The sequence below is a fragment of the Nocardia sp. BSTN01 genome, assembly GCF_015354405.1.
Taxonomy (GTDB): domain Bacteria; phylum Actinomycetota; class Actinomycetes; order Mycobacteriales; family Mycobacteriaceae; genus Nocardia.
Genome location: NZ_JADKYP010000001.1, coordinates 72,279 through 93,229, shown reverse-complemented (window position 1 = coordinate 93,229; position 20,951 = coordinate 72,279). Strand labels below are relative to the sequence as shown.

Below are 20,951 nucleotides of genomic sequence, written 5' to 3'. Positions count from 1 at the left end.
ACAGCGGCGACGCGCACATGGCCGCCACGGCAACGGTTTCGATCCGTCCGAGCACAACGGTGGGATCGCCCGATGCGCGGATTAGCCTCGGTCCGATGAGCCTTTCAGTTCCGATCGGGGTGTCGGTGTGGCCGCGGCCCGACGTGGTCAACGACGTCGACGAGGTCCTCCGACTCGCCACCGCGGCGCAGCACACCGGGGTGCGCTCGGTGTGGTTCGGGCAGAAATTCGATCTCGATGCGCTGACCCTCGCGGCGGTCGTCGGACTCGCCGTGCCGGAGATCGGGGTGGGCACCTCCGTGGTGCCGATCAATCCGCGTCATCCGCTGGTCGTCGCGTCGCAGGCCCAGACCGCACAGGCCGCGTCGGGTGGCCGCTTCCGGCTGGGCATCGGATTGGGCGCTCCGCCACTGGAATCGGCGGCCTTCGGTATCCGGGAGGACAAGCCGGTCCGGCGGCTGCGCGAATATCTGATCGCGCTGCGCCAGGCCATCGAGGACGGCACCGTCGATGTCGAGGGCGAGCGGGTGTACGCCCGCCCGCCGATCCCCACGACCGTGCACGGCGGCGGCGATATCCCGCTGCTCGTGGCCGCCATGGGTCCGCTGGCGTTGCGGGCCACGGGCGAGGCCGGCGACGGCGTGCTGCCGTTCCTCGCCGGGCCGCGCACGCTGGAATCACATATCGTGCCCACCCTGCAGCGCGCTCGCCCGGCGAATCCGGTGCGGCCGCTGCAGGTGGTCGCCGGTGTGGTCGCGGTGGTGACCGATCGCGCCGACGAGGTGCGCGAGACCGCGGCGCAGGCGCTGGGGTTCTACGAGCAATTCGATTCCTACCGCGCGGTTCTCGACCGCGAGGGGGTCGCGCACGCGGTCGATGTGGCGCTGATCGGCGACGAGGAGCACGTCGCCCGCGGCCTGCGGGCATATGTCGACGCCGGTGCCACCGAACTGCTGATCCATCAGACCGATCTCGCCGGCGAGGACGATCAGTTGCGCACCTGGAAGTTGCTGGCCGAACTCACCGCTTGATCACGCTCACCGCCTGATCATTCGGTGCGGGGCCGGGCGATGACGATCGGGCATTCGACGCTGTGCATCAGCGCCTGACTGGTGGAGCCCAGCGTCATCCCGGGAAATCCGCCCTTGCCGTGGCTGCCCACCACGACGAGTTGTGCGGCGGCGGATTCGTCGAGGATCCGCCGCACCGGCCGATCCTCGACGACGACCCGCCGCACCGCGATCGGTTCGTCCGGATCCTCGTGCGCGGCCAGGGCGGCGTCGAGGAGCCGATTGCCCTCCTCTTCCAGGGCCGCCGGGGAGGGGTAGTCGCCGAACCGCTGCCAGGTGTGCACCACCACCAGATCGGTCTGCCGCCGCCGCGCCTCGTCGACGGCGATCGCGAGAGCCTGTGCGCTGCACGGGGAATCGTCGTATCCGACGAGCACCGGACGTTCGGAACCGAGCAGCGGATCCGCCGGCACCACGGCGACCGTGCCGCGAGCGTGGCGCACCAGCGCGGTACTGACCGAACCGAGCAGGCTGCGTTGATATGCCCCGAGCCCGCGAGCGCCGACCACCACCAGGCGGGCCTCGTCGGCCTGGGACAGCAATGCGGGAATGATCGGCGCATCGATGACGGCGGTGTCGATATCGATTGCCGGGGCGATATCGGCCGCCACCCGAGCGGCCTGCGCGACGGCGCGCTGCGCCTGCTCGCGGGAGCGCTCATGGTAGGCGCACACACCCTCGTCCGCGGCACGGTCCTGCGGAACCGGCGGCACCGCCGAGATCACTTCCAGCGGAACCCGGTGCAGCGCCGCATCATTCGCGGCCCAGCGCGCGGCCCGCAGCGCGTCGTCGGAACTGTCGACTCCCACCACCACGGGCGCCTTCGAGGCCATGCGTCCCACCTTCCGAGCGGTTCACGAGCGTTCCAGGGCGAAGACACCCCCACCCTACCGGCCGCGATGGTGACAACTGCGATACTGGCAATACTCTGGCGAATGCACCCGACGAAATATCGCTCTGGGAGGCATCATGCAGCACGTTCCCGACCGTTCGACCATCGTCGCGGCCCTGCAGTTGGCCGCCCGCGCCCCGTCCGTGCACAACACCCAGCCCTGGCGCTGGGATTTCGACGGGACCCGCCTGCACCTGTTCAGTGATTCCACCCGGCAACTGAAGGTGGCCGATCCGAGCGGACGGCAGGAGGTGATCAGCTGCGGCGCCAATCTGCACCATGCCCGGATCGCCTTCGCCGAGCAGGGGCATCCGATCGCGGTGTCCTACGTTCCCGAGGAAGGACTGCACGATCTGCTGGCCGTCGCCGAATTCGAACCGCCGCGCACGCCGTCGGACCGGGAACGGACCCTCGCCGCCGCGATCCGCGCGCGCCGCACCGACCGGCTCCCGATGTCGGCGCCCGACCGGCCGGAGCTGGTGCAGCAGTTGCGTGAGGTGGCCGAGATCGACGGTGTGCGGTTGAACGCGGTCGACGATTCGGTGCGTCCGCGGCTCGCCGCCGCCTCGGAGCAGACCGCCGCCATGCAGCAGTTCGACACCCCGTACCAGAACGAATTGCGCTGGTGGACCGGTAATTTCGATCTCCCGGAAGGGATACCCTCCTCCGCTCTGCCGACCGCGCGCGAGGCCGCGCTGGTCGACGTCGGCCGCGATTTCCCGATACCGCCCGGAAGTCCGCACCGCACCGGCGAACCCGATCACGCCACCCTGGTGGTGCTCAGCACCGCCGAGAACACCCCGCACGAATGGCTGGCGACCGGCGAAACCCTGTCCACCGCCCTGCTGTCCGCCACAGCGGCCGGGCTCGCGACCTGTCCCCTCACCCACATCACCGAAATCCCGGCCGCCGTCCGCGCGATCAGCAGTCTCCTCCCCGACCCCGATCGCATACCCCAGGTACTCATCCGCCTGGGCACGGCACCCCACGACACTTTCGTCCCGCCCACCCCGCGCCGACCGGTCGAGGATTTCCTGTCGTTGCCGCGGTGAGGCGCGTCGCCGCCGGATCGCACCGTTGACCCGAGCGTGAATTACTGAGAAGGTTTTCATGTCTCCTTTTCAGTGACGCCGCCGCGCCGGCGGCCGGAACCTCCTGCGCGAGAGGGAAACGATGGGCAACGCGGGCCGAACCTCCCTGCTCCACCGCTACGTGGGCGACCGGCGATTCCTGCTGGCTCTACCCCGGGCGGTCGGCCTGCAGATCCTGCATCCCTCGATCGCCGCCGCGCTCGACGAACACATGCCGCCCATGCGGCTGTGGTACCACAAGCGGCGCACCGTATCGCGGACCATCCGGGCGGCCTACGAGGACCGCGACCACAGTCACTTCATACTCGGCATGCATCAGCACGTGAAAGGCATGGACGACCGCGGCGCGCGCTATCACGCACTGAAGCCCGAACTGTTCTTCTTCCAGCACGCCACGTACGTGGAGACGCTGGTCTTCGCCACCAACACGCTCATCGCCCCCCTCTCCGACCGCGACCACGAGCGGCTCTACGAGGAATGCTGCGAGTGGTACCTCCGCTTCGGGGTGTCGGCGCGCACCATGCCGGCGGACTGGGCCGCATTCGTCGACTATTTCGAACAGACCTGCGCCGCGGAGTTGCGCCTGGGTCCGGCAGCACGAACCTTCGCCCCCGAAGTGATCCGGCCGACCGCCTGGATCCCTCGCTACCTCCCCACCTTCGCCGTCCGCGAGGTCCTCCACCCGCGCGCCCGCGACCTGTTCGGCGTCCACCCGGAACCCGGCGACCACGCCGCCTTCCGGTCCTGGGCCAGGGGCCTGCGACTGGGCGCGGCCGTCGCCCCGTCCTGGCTGCGCTACCTCCCCTCGGCGCGAGCCACCCTGGCGAGCTAGCCACCGGCCCGCCACACGCTAGACTGACCACGCCTGTTCGTCACCCCCGGGAGGCACAGGCACCGTGAACCACTGCGAGGCAGGTGCGAAACCCGTTGTGAAACGGGGTCTTTCACACTGTCGCGGCCGGTTCACGCCCTCGTAGCTCAGGGGATAGAGCACCGCTCTCCTAAAGCGGGTGTCGCAGGTTCGAATCCTGCCGAGGGCACAGGACGATGTCGCCGCAGTTCACGGCAATCAATGTCGATCTGGGGTACACCCCGAGCTGACGATCTTGTTCTCCGCTCGAACAAGCAGTTCTCGTGCCTCGGCGCCAGGTGGCTGGAAGTACTAACCGGGGATATCGGTTGTCCCGGCGGGTGGCTTGGGCTTGTATCGTTCCGCAACGGCTTCAGCACGTTCTCGGAGGGCGACTCTCAGTTCGTCGGGGTTCAAGGCCTCCGCAGCGGTATCCAATTGCCAGATCGCCCATTCCGCGTGTCGCAGATCCTCGAATGTCACTTCGAGACGAATCCAGCCGTCTGGTTCGGACTCCTCGGCACAAACAGCGCGCGCGGCGTTGAGAAGTTCTTCTCGCCGCGCCGACTTCACCCTGACCAGCACCGGGATGTGGCCGTCAGAGAGAAACCGTGCACTTCGCTCTGCCCAGATTCGGTTGAGGTCGACCTGCGCGGGGCGCTCCGCCGGTTCGGAAAGTTCTTCCGCGGCCAACATGCGCGACAACCTGTACGTGCGGTCTTCACCGGACTTTGTTGCCAGCAGGTATGTGCGGTCTCGGATGGTGACGAGTCCGATCGGATCGACGGTGCGCCAGCGAGGTGTCTTGTCGGGTGCGGCGTAGTGGAAGCGGAGCTTGTGTCCGGCGAGTACTGCATGACGGACTTCGTCCATCACCTCTCTCGCGACTTGCTCTGTGACCAGTCGCCGTGAGAGTAGGTCCGTGTCTGGCTCGACCAGCAACCGCTTGGTGGCGTCGTCCAGCGTGGCTCGGTGGCCTTCAGGTAGTGCGTCGACCACCTTGCGCATCGCCGAAGCTAGGGCCGAGCCGAGCCCGAATGCCTTTTCGCCGCTTCCCGTTCCGGCGGTGAGCAGGGCGAGGGCTTCATGGTGATTCAGCCCGGTCAATTGGGTGCGAAACCCTGGAAGCAGGGAGAAACCACCGTGTCGACCGCGGTCGACAAAGACCGGGACGCCCGCCGTGGACAGCGCCTCGATGTCGCGCAGCACCGTGCGGGCGGACACTTCCAGCTCGTTGGCCAGCTCGTCCGCGGTCATTCGGCCTCGCTGGCGTAGTAGCAGCACCAGCGAGACCAACCGATCGGCACGCATAACTCCATTCTCCCCATAAAACATGACACAAGGTGTCGTGTTTTTTCGGAAGCCTGTTCTCTCGGGCGTCGACAACGGAGGTCAGCAGGCCGCCGGGCGCTCGCAGTCGCAGCGATGGGAGTGGCAATGGAACGAACAGCAGTCAACCCGGTGACATGGTCACAGGAGATGGGCTTCAACCAGGGTGAGATCGTCTCCCGAGAATCACGGACCCTGTATATCTCGGGGCAGACCGCGATGAGCAAGGACGGTCAACCCGAGCATGACGGAGACATCGCGGCACAGCTCGCATTGGCCGTGGACAACCTCGAAGCCGTGCTCAGCGAAGCCGGCATGTCGCTGGCGAACCTCGTTCGCCTCAATGTCTACACCACCGACGTGGACACGTTGTTGCCGCACTATGGCGTGCTCGCCGGACGGCTCGGAGCCGCCGGCGTCGCCCCCACGACCACGATGCTGGAGGTGACACGCCTCACGGTTCCCGGCCAGCTGGTCGAGCTCGAAGGCACCGCTGTCGAATAAGACCACTGCTACACGTCTCTCACTTCGACGAGGGTCAGTGGCTGTAGAGCCGCTGGCCCTCGTCCCCGCCACACGGCCGGAGCCCCGTCCGATGGAATCGACGTGATTCATCCGCCACGTCACGCCCCGCCGCAACGAACTGGCGGGTCACCGATGCCACGCGCAGCCCCCTGTGGCGACCTGGTAGTCGGGGGAAGCGGCGCTGCCGGGACCTGCCCATCTGTAGCTTGATCGGCGTGGGAAGTGATGATCGCCTCACCGCGCTCGCCGGTCCATCGCTGAATTGTCAGATAAAACATCGAAATATCCTTTCGCGCAGGCTGTTCCGAGGGGTCATCGGCGGATCCGGGCCTGGATCCTGTCCCAGTTTCCTGAGCCGATCCCGGCCCGCACGACCGGGTCCGACGCGGCTGCGTCCACAAACGTTCGCGCCCTGGTCGACAGCGGAACGAAGGGGTAGTCGGCGGCAAACAGGATTCGGTCGGCGCCGAGGGTCTCCGCGGTCCAGCGCAGGTACTTCTGGCTGAGAATGCCACTGGGCGTGACGAATACGTTGGAACGCAGGTAGTCCGAGATCGGTCGGTCCAGCCCGGCGAGCGTGGTGAGGTTGGTGTCGATGCGGTCGAGGAAGAACAGCATCAGCTCGCCCCAGTGCCCGACCACGACCTGGAGGTCGGGCAACCGGTCGAACACGCCGGACAGGATCAGCCGCAGCAGTTCGACGCCACAGTCGTAATGCCAGCCGATGCCGTGGGTGGCCAAGGCCGCATCGAGTTGGTCGCCGAACCCGGCGTAGTACGCCTCGCGTACGCCGGGCGGCGGCGACTGCGGATGCAGATACAGCGGTGCGCGTAACGCCGAGGCGGTTTCCAGCAGCGGCTGGAACTCGGGTGCGTCGAGGTGCCGGTCGCGGGTTCGGCCGAAGACCATGGCGCCGCTGAGGCCGAGTGTGGTGACGGCGCGCTCCAGCTCGATGGCCGCGGCCTCGGGTGCCGGGGTGGCCAGCGTCGCAAAGGCCTGGAATCGGTCCGGCCGGGTTCGAACGGCGTCGGAGAGTTGGTCATTCACCTCGCGCGACAGGACGATCGCGTCGGCGGGCTCGAGGTTCTGCACGCCGGGTGCTGTCAGTGACAGGACCTGCACGTCGATGCCTCCGGCGTCCATCGCCGCGAGGCGTTCGTCGCCGATGTCGGCCAAACGCCGCCCGCTGTCCCCCTGGCTGGAGGGCGTCAGGGCGAGGTCGCGCCAACGTGGCTCCAGCTTCTGCCAGGCGGTGAGCACTTCGGTGGTGACGATGTGTTCTTCGAGCGCGATGATGCGGTAATCGGTGCTCATATGACTTCCGGTTCGTCGAAAATGGTGTGGTCGTAGATCGAATGCCTCCGACGAGGCGCACGGTCACGGCCCCGCCGGCCAGGACATTGATACCGATCGTCCGATTGCGTCGAACGCTTCCTCATGTGTCGAGAAGTTCCGGAACGAACAACTCTTCACAGGTCAGCCGGCGAGCCGACAGTCCTTGTTCGAAGTGGTATCTGAGGAAGGTGTCGATCGTCTTGCGGTTGGCGTCGAGGCCGTAGGGCCACCAGTCGGCCGGGAAGAGTTCCGCGTTGCGGTCGAATAGGGCGTTGGTCCACGGCAGCATCGTGCGAACTTGGTAGAGCTTGCGGCCGGTGCGATATCGGTCCATGCCCGCATTCTTCGCCGCCAGGTATGCCTCGTAGACGGTTCGGGCTAGGCCGGGACGGGTCGCGACCAACGACCGGGGCAGCACGACGGTGTGCATGATCGGGAAAATTGTTGTGCGGCGGTAGTAGTCGCGCTCGACGGCTTCGTGGTCTGGGAACAGCCGGGCGACGTGCGGGGACTCATCCATCACGCACTGCGGAACGTTGGAGGAGATGAGCGCGTCGATCTCGCCGCGTTCGAGCATCGCGCTGAGGGAACGTCCGGGAGGCGCCTGCTCGACGCATACGTCCGCGGGGTGGATATGAGGGACGAAATCGAACGGCCGGATCGGCCGGTCCAGCCCGCCGATCACCCAGCGGCACTGCTCAGGGGTGAGCCCGTAGTCGTCCGACAGTATCCCCTTGGCCCAGATTCCCGAGTCCTGCCCGTACATCCCGAACTCCCCCACCATTTTTCCGGCGAGGTCCTCGGGGCGGGAGATCCCGCTCGCGGTGTTGACGAAGATGGCCGAGTGACGAAAAATCCGCGCCGGGAAGGCAGGGACCGCGACGAACGGCGACTCCTCCGAGTCGAGTGTGCGGAGGTAGACGGTCAGGCCCAGCTCTGCCACGTCGAACTCCCGGTCGTGCACCATGCGGCGGAAGATGTCGGAGGCGAGGTCGGCGGTGTCGACCCGCGCCCGGATACCGTCGAAGGTGACACTCCCGTCGAGCAGCGCCTCCGTGGTCTCGTAGGGCATCGTGCCCACGTGCAGTGTGGGCTCGCTCATTCGATGGCTCCGCTTTCAGGGGAGACAGCCCACTCGACGCCGGGGACGAAGATGTCCTCGGAGGTGAGCAGTCGCTTCGACAGGCCCTGCTCGTGGTGGTACCGCAGGAAGGTGTCGACAGCCTTGCGGTTGGCGTCCAGGCCGTAGGGCCACCAGTCCTCGCCGAGCAGCGCGCGATTCTCCGCGAACAACTCACTGAACCAGGGCGTGATCACGGACATGTGCTGCTTGGCCGCGTCGACCCGATAACGCTGCTGCACAATGGATTTCGCCTCGTCGAACGCGCGATACACCGACTGCGCCAGACCCGGTTGTTCGGCCAGTTCCCGGCGTATCGCGACGACATGCATCATCGGATGGATACCGGTGCGGCGGTAGTAGTCTCGCTCGACCGCTTCGTAGTCGACGAAAAGCCGCCGGATGTTCTTCGTCGAACCGTCGAGCAGGGCCGCCGGGACATCGACCGACAGCAGCGCATCGATCTCACCCACTTCGAGCATCGCGGCCAGCGTCCGGCCCTCCTCGGCGTGGCGGACATCGACGCCCTCGGGCACGGGTTGCGGAATCCAGCCGAAGGCCGGGATCGCGTGGTCGGTGCCACCGATCACCCAGCGCATCTGATCGGGAGTGACGCCGTATTCCTCGGCCAGGACGCCTTTCATCCAGACACCCGGATCACTTCCCCACAGCGCGAACTCCCCGACCGTCTTGCCCGCCAGATCCTCCGGCTTCTCGATCCCGCTGTCCACGTTGACGAACAGTGACGAGTGCCGGAAGTTGCGGTTCGGGAAGATCGGCAGAGCCAGGAACGGCGAATCGTCCAGGTCGAACGCGCGCAGGAAGTAGGTCAGCCCGAACTCGGCGATATCCAGTTCACCTTCGGCCATGCGGCGGAACACATCCGAGATCAGCGGCGACGTGTGCACGGTGACATCGGCTCCGGCGATCGTGACCCGCCCGTCGAACAACGGCTCGGTGTGCTCGTACCGGTAGACACCCACATCGAGCTTCGGATCGGTCATGACAGGACCTTCTTTCCTTGATGGCGTTTCCGTGAATGACCTTTCACTTTCAGGATGGCAAGGGCATCCGCTATCGTCAAGGCGAATGACTATTCATTTTTATGGAAGGGAGTGTGACCTCGTGCCACGCATCACCGCCGAGCATCGGGAGGCGAACCGGGCGCAGATCGTGGCGGCGGCTCGCCGTTGTTTCTCCCGTGACGGCTTCCACCAGACTTCGATGCCCGACATCGCCGCCGAGGCGGGCGTTTCGGTGGGCGCTCCCTACCGCTACTTCACCGGCAAGGAGGAGATCATCGTCGAGATCGCCGGCGATGCCTTCCGGGTGATGTTCGCCCCGGTCGAACAGCTCGCCGACGCAGCCGACGTCACGGTTGCCGATCTGGTCGCGGCGGCGGTCGACCCGGTGAGCGGTGAGCTCGCCGTCGACGGGGCGGGCCAGTCCGTCCCCGTCGACGAACTTCTGCGCTGTGCCGTCCAGGCGTGGGGCGAGCTACTGCGCAACGAGGGGCTGCGGCAGCAGGCCACCGCGGGCTTCGAGCACGTTCGCGAACGCATCGCGGACGCGCTCCGCAACGGCCGGCGGGCGGGAACCGTTCCAGCCGAACTGGATCCCGATCGCGGAGCCCGGGTGGTGATGGCGTTACTCCACGGTTTCGTCCTCCAGCACGCCGCCTTCGGGCTCACCGATACCGCCGGCTTCGCACACGATGTCCGTGTCGTACTCAACGACGCCGGACTGCTCCGCGATCATCGCTGATCCGCGAAACCGGCGAGTCAACGACAGGTACTCCGATGCGCTAGCCACGATCAAGCAGCAGCCGCGTCAGACATATGCACTACCTTGCCGGTCTCCGGAGTTTCAGCGAGGCGAAGGATGGTCGGTGTCTACATCTCGGCTGAGCTATTTCGGCAGGAATGGTGACAGTGATTTCGCAGGTCGAGCGCGCTTCTTGTGCTCATCAGCTCGGGGCGAGGCCCAGGGATTCCAGGAGGACCGCGCCGGCCGGGTCGCGGGCGAGGATCGAACTGCGGGCCTGCTGGTAAGGACAGTGCGCGGCCTCGAAATCGGCTGCCGTGGCGAGCACCGCGGGGCGATCGTCGGCGAGCAGGGCGGCGCCGCGGCTGACGATCGCGGTGGCGATCGGGTTGCCCACCACGGTGTTTCGCGCGGAATCCAGGATGGCCGCCGCCTCCGGCCGACCCGCCAGCACCGCCGCCTCGGCGCGCAGCGCCACATACCAGTGCCGCCAGATCCACAACTCCTGCTCGTCCAGATCATCCGGTGCGGTGGCCAATTCCGCCCAGGCGCGGTGCGCATGCCCGGCGTGCAACAACTGGACGGCGGCGAAGACCGCTCGCCAGGCCGCCGGTGCCCCGGACAGCTCGGCGGCGCTCGCCTGCCATCGAGCCTGCGCGGGAAAGTCACCACGCAGGCCGTGGATCAGCGCGACAGCGGCCGCCGACACCGCCAACTGCGGTGCGCGGGCCCGCCCGGACAGCTCGCGGGAGTCGGCGAACCGCTGGCTGTCCGCCACCACCGCCTGCGCGTCGCCGGCCAATGCCCGTGCGACCAGGACACGCGAGGTGGCCAGGTCGCCACGCTCGGCCAGCAGTGCCAGATCACGCAGCTGCGTGGCCCAGAGCTGCGCGCCGGCCAGATCCCCATTGCCGATACAGCTGTCCGCGGCCTCGGACAACGCGCCGACCCGCTCCAGCGCGCCTGCCGCGGTCGGCGGCGCCGCGGCGAGCAACTCGACCCGGCGGCGAGTCGTCACCGCGCCCGAGGCCGCGTCGCCACACCACCACTGGGCGGCGGCCAGTGCGTCCAGGGCCGCGCTGCGAGCCAGCGGATCAGCGGTTCGCCCGGCCAGTGCGACCGCTCGTTCGGCCGATGCGATCGCCTGCGAACCATCGGATTCCGCGGCTCGGAGACCACATTCGGCGAGGGCGATGGCCGCCGCGGCAGCCGGATCGTCTCCGGCCAGGCCGCGGGCCGTGGCCAGCAGCTCCACCACCTCGGGCAGCGCGGGCGGCTCGTCGAAGGTATCGGACATCCGGAAGCAGGTGCTCACCGCCGTCGCCAGATCTCTTGCGGCAGCGGCATCCTCGCCGGACTTCCGGGCGACCTCCGCCGCCGCCAGGAAAAGCCGATACCTCTCGGAGCCGTGGAGCCGGCACCCGGCCGTGGCGGCGGCCGCGCGCAGCGCCTCGGCCGCCACGGAGAGGTCGCCGGTGAGCGCGGCGGCCTGCTCGTAGCGCCGCTGTGATTCACCGATCAGGTTACGTGTGAAGGCGATTCGCGCCAGGGTCAGCGCCAGGTCGGCTGCCGCCGCCCGCTGCCCCGGCTCGGCTGCCGCCCAGTTCAGCGCCGCACGCAGGTCGTCGACCACTCCATCGAATTCGGTTCGCCACGAACCGGTTTCGGGCCGCTGCGCCAGCGCGGTAGCGGTCGCCAGACTCCACACCAGATGCCGGGCGAGCATGTCGGGCAGTTCGCCGAGCGAGTCGAGCTGTTCGCGCGCGTACTGGCGGACGGTCGCCAGCATCCGATATCGGATACCGGTGCCGGCCGGAACCACCGTCAGCAGGCTCTGCTCGGTGAGCCGCGCCAGCCCGTCCGCGACCTCGTCCGGCGTCAGCGGCGGGCCACCCGTCACCTCGGCGGCGGCCATGGCGGTGAACGCCCCGGCGAACACCGCCACCCGCTGCAGCAACCGGCGATCCGATTCCGTCAGCAGGGCTCGGCTCCAGTCGAGCGTGGCCCGCACCGATCGGTGCCGCTCGTCGGCGCGGCGGCCACCCACGAGCAGCCGCAGCGGATCGGACAGGCTCGAGGTCAGACCGTCCAAGCCCAGGGTCGGCAGCCGGGCGGCGGCCAGTTCGATGGGCAGCGCCAGACCGTCCAGGCGAGCGCAGATCTCGGCGACCCGATCGGTCTGCTCCGGCGGCACCGACCAGCCCAGTGCCTCCGCCCGATCCAGGAACAACGCGACCGCGTCGGCGTTGTCCTCCAGGGTCAGCGGCGGCACCGCGTAGACCTGCTCGAACGGCACCATCAGCCGGGACCGGCTGGTGGCCAGGACGGTCACGCCCGGGCACCGCGCCAACAAGCGTTCCAGGAACGGCGCCACACCGTCCAGCAGATGCTCGCAGTTGTCCAGCACGAGCAGGAGCCGACGGTCGGCCAGCGCCGCCGTCACCGAATCGTCCAGGTCCCGGCCCGGTTGTTCCCCGATACCGAGCGCGTGGGCCACCGCCGCGCCGGTCATCTCCGGATCGGTGACCGGCACGAGATCCACGAACCAGACCCCGCCCGCGAATTCGTCGGCCAACTGTGCGGCGACGGCCAGCGTCAGCCGCGTCTTGCCGACGCCACCGGGGCCGAGCGCGGTCACCTGGCGATGCGCGGCGACCAGCGCGCGCAGTTCGGCCTGTTCCCGGGCCCGGCCCACGAACGAGGTCAAGGTCGTGGGCAAGACCGTTACCGGCGCCTCGGCCGGCCGGCGATCGCTCAGTGCCGCGGCCCTTTCCGCGAGGACCCGCCGATCGGGCACCCCGGCCTTGCGCAGCAGTGACGACACGTGGGTCTCCACGGTGCGCACGGAAATGAACAGGTGGGCCGCGATTTCGGCATTACTGCGATGCTGCCCGACCAGGGCGAGCACCTCGGCCTCCCGAGCCGAGATCTCGGCGGCGATCTGCTTCGACACGCCCCCATTCTGACGCCCGTGCCGGTACCACCACGTAGCGGATCCGTGGTGGATTCCGTGGTCACCACGGATGTTGCGCGGCGCCGCGATTCCTACCGTGGAAACCACAAGAACACGACATCACAGGAGATTTCATGACCACTCTGGGCATCAGGACCGTGCTGCACCCGGTCACCGACCTGGCCGCCGCGAAGGCCGTGTACGCCGCGTTGCTGGGCGTGCCGGCGAGTGCCGAGAGCGCCTATTACGTCGGCTTCGAGGTCGGCGACACCCACGTCGGCCTGGTTCCGGGTGGCGGCCCGCAGGGCATGACCACACCGGTCACCTACTGGGCGGTCCCCGATCTGGAGGCGAAGCTGGCCGAGCTGACCGCCGCCGGAGCCGTGGTCGGGGAGCCGATCCGCGACGTCGGCGCGGGCCGGCGGGTCGCCACGGTGATCGACCCGGACGGCAACGTGCTCGGCGTGCTGCAGGACAACTGAAATACCCGACTCGAACGGAGACGACGATGACCACGAAGACCTCTGCCGCGGTGAACTTCTCGACCGAGGAACGCGCCGCGATGAAAGATCATGCCCGGGAACTGAAGACCGCCGCCCGCCGTGGCGGCAAGGCCACGAAGGCGGACGGCACCGCCGATGTGCTGGCCAAGATCGCCGCGATGCAGCCGGCCGATCGCGTACTGGCCGAACGGATTCACGCCATCGTGACCGCCGAGGCGCCGGATCTCGCCCCGAAGACGTGGTACGGAATGCCGGCCTACGCCCGCGACGGCAAGGTGGTCTGCTTCTTCCAGAGCGCCGAGAAATTCAAAGCCCGGTACGCGACACTGGGTTTCAACGACACCGCGCGCCTCGACGAGGGCACGATGTGGCCGGTCACCTACGCACTGACCACGCTGACGGCGGCGGACGAGGAGCGGATCGCGGACCTGGTCCGCGCCGCGGCCGCCTGAGCGCATCCGCTTGTGCCGACCCCCCCTCGGCGATCGTGTCGAATCCGGCGGCCCCAGATGGTGAAACAGGTTGTTTCGGCAACTTTTGCATTCGGCGAAAACGCGTAGAATTCCAGCAGGTCGGGACAGCTATTTGGAGCCCTATCATGATCAAGAAAAGGAATTCACACTCGAAAATCGCACGGTTGGCGGCCGCAGCCGGAATAGCCGCGGCTGCCGCGGTTCCGGTCGTCGCCGCCGCGACGCAATCGTCCGCCGCGACACCCAACTCCGCGACCCAATCCGTCGACAGCCCCGGCTGGGGTAACGGCGGCGGCTGGGGCCACGGTGGTGGCTGGGGGAACGGCGGCGGCTGGGGTTGGGGTAACGGCGGCGGCTGGGGCCACGGTGGTGGCTGGGGGAACGGCGGCTGGGGTTGGGGTAACGGCGGCGGCTGGGGTAATGGCGGCTGGTGGAACCCCTTCGGCGGCGGCTGGGGAAGCTTCTAGCCGATGACCGAGCCCGGACACGCACCGCGTGCCGGGCTCGGCCGCGTCGAATACCGTTGCTGCGCCGCCGAAATCGACCCACCGGGCGGAAACTGGTGACCGAATGAGAATCGTGTGTATCGGTGGCGGTCCCGCCGGACTGTATTTCGCCATTTCGATGAAACGCCGCGACCCGGCCCATGCCATCACGGTGATCGACCGGGATCCTCCCGGCTCCACCTACGGCTGGGGCGTCGTGTACTGGGACGACCTGCTCGACATCCTGTACCGGAACGACCCCGACAGCGCACAGGCGGTGCGCGCCGGATCGGTCCTCTGGCGTGAACAGGCGATTCACGTCGGCGATGACCGGACCGCGTACTTCCCGGGCTACGGCTTCAGCATGGGACGCGCGGCATTGCTCGAGGTGCTGTCGCGCCGGGCGAGCGAGCTCGGCGTCGACGTCCGGTACGGCCGAGAGGTCCACGATCTGTCCGGCTTCGACGGCGCCGATCTCATCGTCGCGTCCGACGGCGCGAACAGCCGGGTGCGGCAGCTGGACGATCATCGGTTCGGAACATCGGTGACACTCGGCGAGAATCGGTATATCTGGCTCGGCACCGACAAGGTCTTCACCCGATTCACCTTCGCCTTCGAACACACCCCGGCCGGTTGGATCTGGTTCCACGCCTATCCGTCGATCGCCGGAAAAATCAGCACCTGCATCGTCGAATGCCAACCGCAGACCTGGCACGGACTGGGATTCGATTCTCCGGACAACGCGGCGAATATGCCTGTCCTGGAAAGCATTTTCACGCGCGTGCTCGACGGTCATTCGTTGATCGGCAAGTCGCGAGGCGAAATCGCGAGGTGGAATTGTTTTCCCGAGGTGACCAACAAATCCTGGTACCACGACAATGTGGTGCTACTCGGCGACGCGGCGCATACCACGCACTTCACGATCGGTTCGGGCACCCGGTTGGCGATCATCGACGCGATCGTGCTCGCGCAGAGCGTGTACGAACACGGCGAGATCGCCGACGCGCTGGAGGATTACGACACGCAACGGCGCGCCGCGATGCGCCCGATTCAGGCCGCCGCCCGTGCCAGCATGACCTGGTTCGAACGCGCCGACCGGTATCTCGACCGCGATGCCGTGCAGTTCGCCTATGCGATGGCGGTCCGGCACGGGCTGCAGATGCCGTGGCGCTACCAGATGCATCTGCTCATGCAGATACCCGCCGTTCGCAGGGTGCGGCGTGCCGTCGATTCCGGACAGCGGTGGTGGCGGGCCGCTCGGCGAGGGGAACTCGCGATGGGCCGACACTGACCTGGACGGGCCCGCGCCGAGCTATTCGGCTGCGCGACCGCTCTCGTCGCGATGCAGCACCCAGGTGCCGCGGCCGGCGGCCTTGGCCCGGTACAGGCCCACATCGGCATCGTTCAACAGCTTCTCGGCGTTCGCGCCCGCGACCGGGGCGACGACGGCGCCGATGCTGGCCGACATCGCCAGCAGATCGGTGGGACCGACGGGCACCGGTTCTCGCAGGGTCGCGAGCATGGTCTCGGCGGCGGCGTGCGCGGTCTCCTCGTCGCAGGGCGGTGCGAGCAGCGCGACGAACTCGTCGCCACCGATGCGGGTGACCGTGACCGACGGTGAGGTCATCTTCGCGTCCAGCCGCCGCCCGACCTCGGCCAGCACGCTGTCGCCCGCGCGGTGGCCGTAGCGGTCGTTGATCAGCTTGAACTCGTCGAGATCGAGAAAGCACAAACCGATGTGGTCGGCGGGGCCGGCCGTCGCGACGATGGCCTCCAACTGCTCGAGCAGGCAGTGCCGGTTGGGCAGACCCGTCAACGGGTCGTGGCGCGCCTGCCACCACAGCTTCTGCTCCATCGCGCGGCGCTCGGTGATGTCCTCTCCGACGGCGAGCAGGCGCAGATCACGGCCGCCCGCGCCGCGCACCAGCGTCATCGTCCACGCACCCCAGCAGACGGTGCCGTCGGGGCGGCAGAAGCGGCCTTCGAAGTGCACGGTGCCGTGCCGGCGCTGATACAGATCGACGACCACCTGCTGGAGCTTGTCGCGATCCTCGGGGTGCATCAAATCCAGCCCCGCGACCCCCGGCACATCCTCCGGTTTCATCCCGACCATCCGCGCCGTGGTCGGGTTGGCTTCCAGCGTGATGCCGTTGCTGTCGTACAGCGCGATCGCCACCGCGGCGTTGTCGAACACCACCCGGAAACGCTGGTCGGCTATCTCCCGGCTGTCCGCGTGGACCTTCAACAACTCGGCGCTGTAGCCGCGCCCGAGTTCGCCCAGGAGGGCGCCGAAGCGCTGCGTGCGATCCGGCCGCTGTGACCGCTCCAGCAAACAGGCCAGCACCGTCGCGGACGGAGTCATCAGGGCGGGGTCGGTCAGCTTCCACCGCACCATCTCGACCCCGACTCGGTACGCGGGCGACGGATCGAACGATTCGGCCGCCATGGCGGCTTCCAGGTCGACGATCCATTCCGTCAGCTGGTGCGCGCGCGGCAGAGCCGTCGGCACGCTACCGCAATCGACCAGGGCCGCCGACCAGTCCCGCGCTATATCGGCAGCCTCACGCCTGTCCATCCGCGAGGACCTTCCTCCATCGCCGAACCCGCGGGGCCCGGCACCGACGACCCTCCCCATTCGCTAACAACGAGCATACGAAAGAACCGCCCTGCCGTGTGGTCGACGGCATGAACCGTCGCACTACCGCGGGGACCTGTGGGCCAGCACCGATCGCGCATACCGGACGCCTTCGCTGCGAGCCGAGCGTCGACGATCTCCGCACACTCCCGTCGGCTCGACCCGTGAGATGAGTGCGGCTACGTTGAGCCGGCCGAGAGCGGTCGGCTCCAACGGAAACGGGGGGAAAGATGTCAGCTGACGACGATGAGGTTCGGCAGGACGATTCCTGGCCGCGGCGGGTCGGTGCGCTCCTGAGAATCCTCGTACCACAACGCCATTCGCTGCTGGCGGCGACGGCGCTGCTTCTGGTCGGCACCGGGTTGTCGCTGGCGCAGCCGCTGCTGGCGGGGCAGGTCGTGCGAGATGCGTCGTCGGGCGCGACGATCGTGTGGTCGCTCGCGGCGTTGGTGGGGGCTTATCTCCTGTATGCCGTGGCCGACACCGGCGGCACCTACATCCTCGAGCGAACCAGCGAATCCGTGCTCCTGTCCGTACGTCGTCGCCTGACCGGGCATCTGTTGCGGTTGCGGATTGCCACGCTGGAGTCACAGCGAGTCGGTGATCTCCTTTCCCGCGTCACGCTCGATTCGACCGTGATCCGCAACGCCGTCGGGAGCAGTCTCGTCCAAATAGTCACGGGCGCAATCACACTCGTCGGCACGGTGGCGGTGATGATCTATCTCGACTGGCTGTTGTTCTCGATCGTCTTCGTCACCGTGGGCGTTGCCGCGGGGGCGATGTTGCTGGTCATGACGAGAATCGAGGTGGCTTCGGTTCGATTGCAGGAAAGTGTCGGCGCACTGTCGGCCGATATCGAGCGCGCGCTGAACGGCGTGCGCACGGTCAAGGTCAACAATGCCGAGGACCGCGAACACGAGCGGTTGACGGAGCTGGCCGGTGCGGCGTTCGCCGCCGGCGTGCGCGCGGCCCGACTGAAGGCGCTGGGGAATCCGGCGATGCACCTGGCGGTGACCGGGTCGTTCGTGGTGTCACTGCTGGTCGGCGGCGTGCGGGTGGCGAATCATCAGATGGAGCTGAGCAGTCTCGTTACGATGATGCTGCTCGCGATGAATCTGCTGATACCGGTCGGTGATCTGTTCAACGGCTCCGTCGGATTGCAGAAGGCCTTGGGAGCGCTCAGCCGGATCGAGTCGACACTGAGTCTGCCGGTCGAGGATGTCGACGAGATTGCTCACGACGGCCTCGAACCGGCTCGTTCGATGATCGAGCCCTACTCGGAGAACGGGCATCCCGCACTCGAATTCCGGGACGTGCGGTTCTCCTACGACGAGCGGCCGATCCTGCACGGCGTGAGTTTCTCGGTACCTCCGCGGGGACATGTGGCCCTGGTCGGCCACTCGGGCGCCGGAAAATCCACCGTATTCTCCCTGGTGAGCCGGTTCTATGATCCGGACACCGGCGACATTCTGCTCGGCGGCCGCTCCTACGCCGGTCGGCCGCGGCGGGTGTGGCGCTCGGAGATCAGCTTGCTGGAGCAGAACGCGCCACTACTGTTCGGCAGTCTCCGCGACAATCTGACCTACCGGCAACCCGGCCTCGGCGATGACGATCTACGACGCGCGACCGAGCTCGCCGGTCTGGCAAATCTCGTCGCCCGGCTACCCCGCGGCCTCGACACTCCGGTGGGCGAGCACGGCATCCTGCTCTCCGGCGGCGAGCGCCAACGCGTGGCGCTGGCGCGGGCGCTGATCCGCCGCCCGCTACTGATGATGCTCGACGAGCCCACCGCCATGCTCGACGCCGAAACCGAGAAAGCGCTGAACGTCACCATCCGGACCGTGCGAAAAGAATGTGCCCTCTTGGTGATCGCCCATCGCCTGTCGACCATCCGCGAGGCCGATACCGTCCTGTTCCTGAAGGACGGGCGGATCGTCGACAGTGGTCCGCACGACGAACTGGTCGACCGCAATGCCGACTATCGACAGTTGGTGGGCGCGAAGGCGTGAATCGGCGGTTGCGGCCGGTCAGCTCGACAGCATCGCGAATGCGGCCGGGTCGAACAGGTCCCGGATCCGGTTCCACGGGAGTTGAACCGGGTAGTAGTCGCCCCGGGCGTGGGCGACGGAGAAGTAGACGGTGAGTCCCTCCGGGGCGGGCACCCAATCGGCGAAATCGTCAGCGCCGGGAGCGTGGGTGAACAGCGTGGGTCCGTCCGCCGGCACCAGACTCTGGGCGGTCGTGGCGAGCGCGCCCCAGGCCTGACCGGGGTCACGCAGGACCGTCGGCAGCATGACGGGTTGTGCGGTGCCGGTGTCGATCACCACGGTGCCGATCTGGTTGACCGGATGCGGGCCGCCCTCCCACGTGTGATCCGTGATCAGCACGCCCGCAACGACATGCGCGCCGATGCGGGTGACGCGGCTCGTTTCGCCGCAACGGAGCCGGGCGTCGTGCAGCGCACCGTTCGCGGCGCCGCCGCTCAGATCGGCCAGCGATGCGCGCATCGCCGCGTTGAACCGATCGCGAGCCGCCTGATCGCCACCCTCGAGTTGCGGCAGCACGACGTCGGTCGTCAGGCTCGGCGTCTGCTCCCGCACCGGCACGGTGATGCCGCTGTAAGACCCTGCCGACGGTGCGGCAGGAAGCGGACAACCGGCATCCTGATCGGGCGCAGCGGTCATCTGCCGAGCCACCGGTTCGGACGAGGTGGGCGCCGAAGCGCCGTCCTCCCCGGCGCCGCAGCCCGAAAGCGCGACTGCACCGACCACAATCGCAACCAGAACCGAGCTTTTCATTGCGAACTCCCCCACTCTCACCGGCGAACGGCAGCATATATCGGCCTCACATTTCGGCGCGCTGTTTCGTCCACAGTGGAAGGGGGCTGTACCGAACGAGGGAGCGAACGTCATGACCGATCCGGAATCGAGCGCCGTGGTGAGCGAGCGGCGGGCGTTGCTCAACCTCGCCTACCGGCTGCTCGGCTCCCTCGCCGAGGCCGAGGACGTGGTGCAGGAGACCTATGCGCGCTGGTATGCCATGTCCCCGGAACAGCAGCGGGCCGTCGCGGCGCCCGGAGGCTGGTTGCGCACCGTGGCCAGCCGCATCTGCCTGGATCTGCTCGGTTCGGCGCGGGCCCGGCGCGAGCGCTATGTCGGTGAATGGATTCCGGAGCCGGTCCCCGATCGCAGCGAATGGGGCGCACCCGCACCGACCGATCCGGCCGACCGGGTGACGCTCGACGAATCGATCAGTATGGCGTTCCTCGTCGTACTCGATTCCATGACGCCGGCCGAGCGGGTGGCGTTCGTCCTGCACGACGTCTTCCGCTATTCCTTCGCGGAGATCGCCGATATCGTCGGCCGCACACCCGCGGCCTGCCGCCAGCTCGCCTCCTCCGCGCGCCGTCGCGTCCAGACGTCGGCGAGTCCGTCTCGGGACGAGCGCGCCGAGGTCGTCAAGGACTTCAAACGGGCCTGGGAAACGAAGGATATCGAGGCATTGATCGAGATTCTGGATCCGCGGGCCGTCGCGACGGCCGACAGCGGCGGCCGGGTCCTGGCGTTCCGCGATCCGATCAACGGCGGCGAGCAGATCGCGCGGGCGTGGATCCACATCGCCTCCCGCGCAGGAGAAGTCACGCTGCTCGAGCGAACCGTCAACGGACAGCCCGGCCTGGTGGCGCAGATCGACGGCACCATCGCGACCGTCTACGCCTTCGATATCGCCGACGGCCGGATCACCCGCATCTGGGCGATCCGCAATCCGGAGAAGTTGCGGCAGTGGACGGACGCCTGACGGGCCGAAAGTGGTTCGCGCGGAACGGGTTTCTCCGCAAATCGGGCATCCGCGTCCCGGCGCGATTTTCGGTACTTTGGATACGGTCACCGTCACGACCGGGCTGACACCGTGGGGAGCGTCGAGCG

19 protein-coding genes and 1 tRNA gene are annotated in these 20,951 nt (G+C 67.7%); 12 read left to right on the top strand and 8 right to left on the bottom strand.

What is annotated here, in order from left to right:
• Window positions 1-95: 95 nt before the first annotated feature.
• Window positions 96-1,031 carry a TIGR03564 family F420-dependent LLM class oxidoreductase gene (locus IRT45_RS00430; RefSeq protein ID WP_194803901.1) on the top strand — a complete coding sequence of 312 codons (936 nt, stop codon included), beginning with the start codon at window positions 96-98 and terminating at the stop codon, window positions 1,029-1,031.
• Between the two features lie 17 nt (window positions 1,032-1,048).
• Here IRT45_RS00430 and IRT45_RS00425 read toward each other — a convergent pair whose 3' ends face one another.
• Window positions 1,049-1,903, bottom strand: coding sequence for a universal stress protein (locus tag IRT45_RS00425; RefSeq protein WP_194803900.1), 855 nt, complete (start codon window positions 1,901-1,903; stop codon window positions 1,049-1,051).
• A 136-nt stretch (window positions 1,904-2,039) separates the two neighbouring features.
• Between IRT45_RS00425 and IRT45_RS00420 the strand changes: the two genes are divergently transcribed.
• The 3 genes from IRT45_RS00420 (at window position 2,040) to IRT45_RS00410 (ending at window position 4,093) form a co-directional block, all read left to right on the top strand.
• Complete coding sequence (locus IRT45_RS00420; protein WP_194803899.1) at window positions 2,040-3,014, top strand: Acg family FMN-binding oxidoreductase; 975 nt, start codon at window positions 2,040-2,042, stop codon at window positions 3,012-3,014.
• A gap of 121 nt (window positions 3,015-3,135) precedes the next feature.
• Complete coding sequence (locus IRT45_RS00415; protein WP_194803898.1) at window positions 3,136-3,885, top strand: oxygenase MpaB family protein; 750 nt, start codon at window positions 3,136-3,138, stop codon at window positions 3,883-3,885.
• 135 nt (window positions 3,886-4,020) lie between these two features.
• Window positions 4,021-4,093 (top strand) — tRNA-Arg (locus tag IRT45_RS00410).
• A gap of 122 nt (window positions 4,094-4,215) precedes the next feature.
• Here IRT45_RS00410 and IRT45_RS00405 read toward each other — a convergent pair.
• Window positions 4,216-5,214, bottom strand: coding sequence for a YafY family protein (locus IRT45_RS00405; RefSeq protein ID WP_194803897.1), 999 nt, complete (start codon window positions 5,212-5,214; stop codon window positions 4,216-4,218).
• 126 nt (window positions 5,215-5,340) lie between these two features.
• On the opposite strand from IRT45_RS00405, the gene IRT45_RS00400 reads away from it, so the two are divergent.
• Entirely contained in the window at window positions 5,341-5,736 is a 396-nt protein-coding gene (locus IRT45_RS00400) for a RidA family protein (protein ID WP_194804077.1), read from the top strand.
• Between the two features lie 333 nt (window positions 5,737-6,069).
• Here the strand turns inward: IRT45_RS00400 and IRT45_RS00395 are convergent, their stop codons facing one another.
• The 3 genes from IRT45_RS00395 to IRT45_RS00385 all read right to left on the bottom strand — a co-directional run bounded on the left by IRT45_RS00395 (window position 6,070) and on the right by IRT45_RS00385 (window position 9,216).
• The gene (locus IRT45_RS00395; RefSeq protein ID WP_194803896.1) at window positions 6,070-7,071 is read right to left on the bottom strand and encodes an amidohydrolase family protein; all 1,002 of its coding nucleotides are present in this window, start codon (window positions 7,069-7,071) and stop codon (window positions 6,070-6,072) included.
• Between the two features lie 121 nt (window positions 7,072-7,192).
• On the bottom strand, window positions 7,193-8,194 hold the full coding sequence (locus IRT45_RS00390) for a 4,5-dihydroxyphthalate decarboxylase (protein ID WP_228533215.1): 1,002 nt from the start codon (window positions 8,192-8,194) through the stop codon (window positions 7,193-7,195).
• Window positions 8,191-9,216 (bottom strand): PhnD/SsuA/transferrin family substrate-binding protein, encoded by a 1,026-nt coding sequence (locus IRT45_RS00385; protein WP_194803895.1) that lies wholly within the window; start codon window positions 9,214-9,216, stop codon window positions 8,191-8,193. The genes IRT45_RS00390 and IRT45_RS00385 overlap by 4 nt, the downstream gene beginning before the upstream one ends.
• Window positions 9,217-9,337: 121 nt before the next feature.
• Here IRT45_RS00385 and IRT45_RS00380 point away from each other — a divergent pair, with 121 nt between their 5' ends.
• On the top strand, window positions 9,338-9,976 hold the full coding sequence (locus tag IRT45_RS00380) for a TetR/AcrR family transcriptional regulator (RefSeq protein ID WP_194803894.1): 639 nt from the start codon (window positions 9,338-9,340) through the stop codon (window positions 9,974-9,976).
• 202 nt (window positions 9,977-10,178) lie between these two features.
• Here the strand turns inward: IRT45_RS00380 and IRT45_RS00375 are convergent, their stop codons facing one another.
• Window positions 10,179-12,929, bottom strand: coding sequence for a LuxR C-terminal-related transcriptional regulator (locus IRT45_RS00375; protein ID WP_309240740.1), 2,751 nt, complete (start codon window positions 12,927-12,929; stop codon window positions 10,179-10,181).
• Window positions 12,930-13,063: 134 nt separating this feature from the next.
• On the opposite strand from IRT45_RS00375, the gene IRT45_RS00370 reads away from it, so the two are divergent.
• The 4 genes from IRT45_RS00370 to IRT45_RS00355 all read left to right on the top strand — a co-directional run bounded on the left by IRT45_RS00370 (window position 13,064) and on the right by IRT45_RS00355 (window position 15,681).
• Window positions 13,064-13,411 carry a VOC family protein gene (locus IRT45_RS00370; protein ID WP_194803893.1) on the top strand — a complete coding sequence of 116 codons (348 nt, stop codon included), beginning with the start codon at window positions 13,064-13,066 and terminating at the stop codon, window positions 13,409-13,411.
• A 26-nt stretch (window positions 13,412-13,437) separates the two neighbouring features.
• Window positions 13,438-13,884 (top strand): iron chaperone, encoded by a 447-nt coding sequence (locus IRT45_RS00365; protein WP_194803892.1) that lies wholly within the window; start codon window positions 13,438-13,440, stop codon window positions 13,882-13,884.
• Window positions 13,885-14,069: 185 nt separating this feature from the next.
• Window positions 14,070-14,372: a hypothetical protein gene (locus IRT45_RS00360; protein WP_194803891.1), complete on the top strand. Its 303-nt coding sequence runs from the start codon at window positions 14,070-14,072 to the stop codon at window positions 14,370-14,372.
• 103 nt (window positions 14,373-14,475) lie between these two features.
• Window positions 14,476-15,681 (top strand): FAD-dependent monooxygenase, encoded by a 1,206-nt coding sequence (locus tag IRT45_RS00355; protein WP_194803890.1) that lies wholly within the window; start codon window positions 14,476-14,478, stop codon window positions 15,679-15,681.
• 21 nt (window positions 15,682-15,702) lie between these two features.
• Here IRT45_RS00355 and IRT45_RS00350 read toward each other — a convergent pair whose 3' ends face one another.
• Entirely contained in the window at window positions 15,703-16,965 is a 1,263-nt protein-coding gene (locus IRT45_RS00350; protein ID WP_194803889.1) for a diguanylate cyclase domain-containing protein, read from the bottom strand.
• A gap of 290 nt (window positions 16,966-17,255) precedes the next feature.
• Here IRT45_RS00350 and IRT45_RS00345 point away from each other — a divergent pair, with 290 nt between their 5' ends.
• Window positions 17,256-19,034 carry an ABC transporter ATP-binding protein gene (locus IRT45_RS00345; protein ID WP_194803888.1) on the top strand — a complete coding sequence of 593 codons (1,779 nt, stop codon included), beginning with the start codon at window positions 17,256-17,258 and terminating at the stop codon, window positions 19,032-19,034.
• Window positions 19,035-19,052: 18 nt separating this feature from the next.
• On the opposite strand, the gene IRT45_RS00340 is transcribed toward IRT45_RS00345, so the two are convergent.
• A complete protein-coding gene (locus IRT45_RS00340; protein ID WP_194803887.1) occupies window positions 19,053-19,709 on the bottom strand; it encodes a hypothetical protein in 657 nt (218 codons plus the stop codon).
• Between the two features lie 226 nt (window positions 19,710-19,935).
• On the opposite strand from IRT45_RS00340, the gene sigJ reads away from it, so the two are divergent.
• Entirely contained in the window at window positions 19,936-20,823 is an 888-nt protein-coding gene (sigJ, locus tag IRT45_RS00335) for an RNA polymerase sigma factor SigJ (protein ID WP_194803886.1), read from the top strand.
• The last annotated feature ends 128 nt before the right edge of the window (window positions 20,824-20,951 follow it).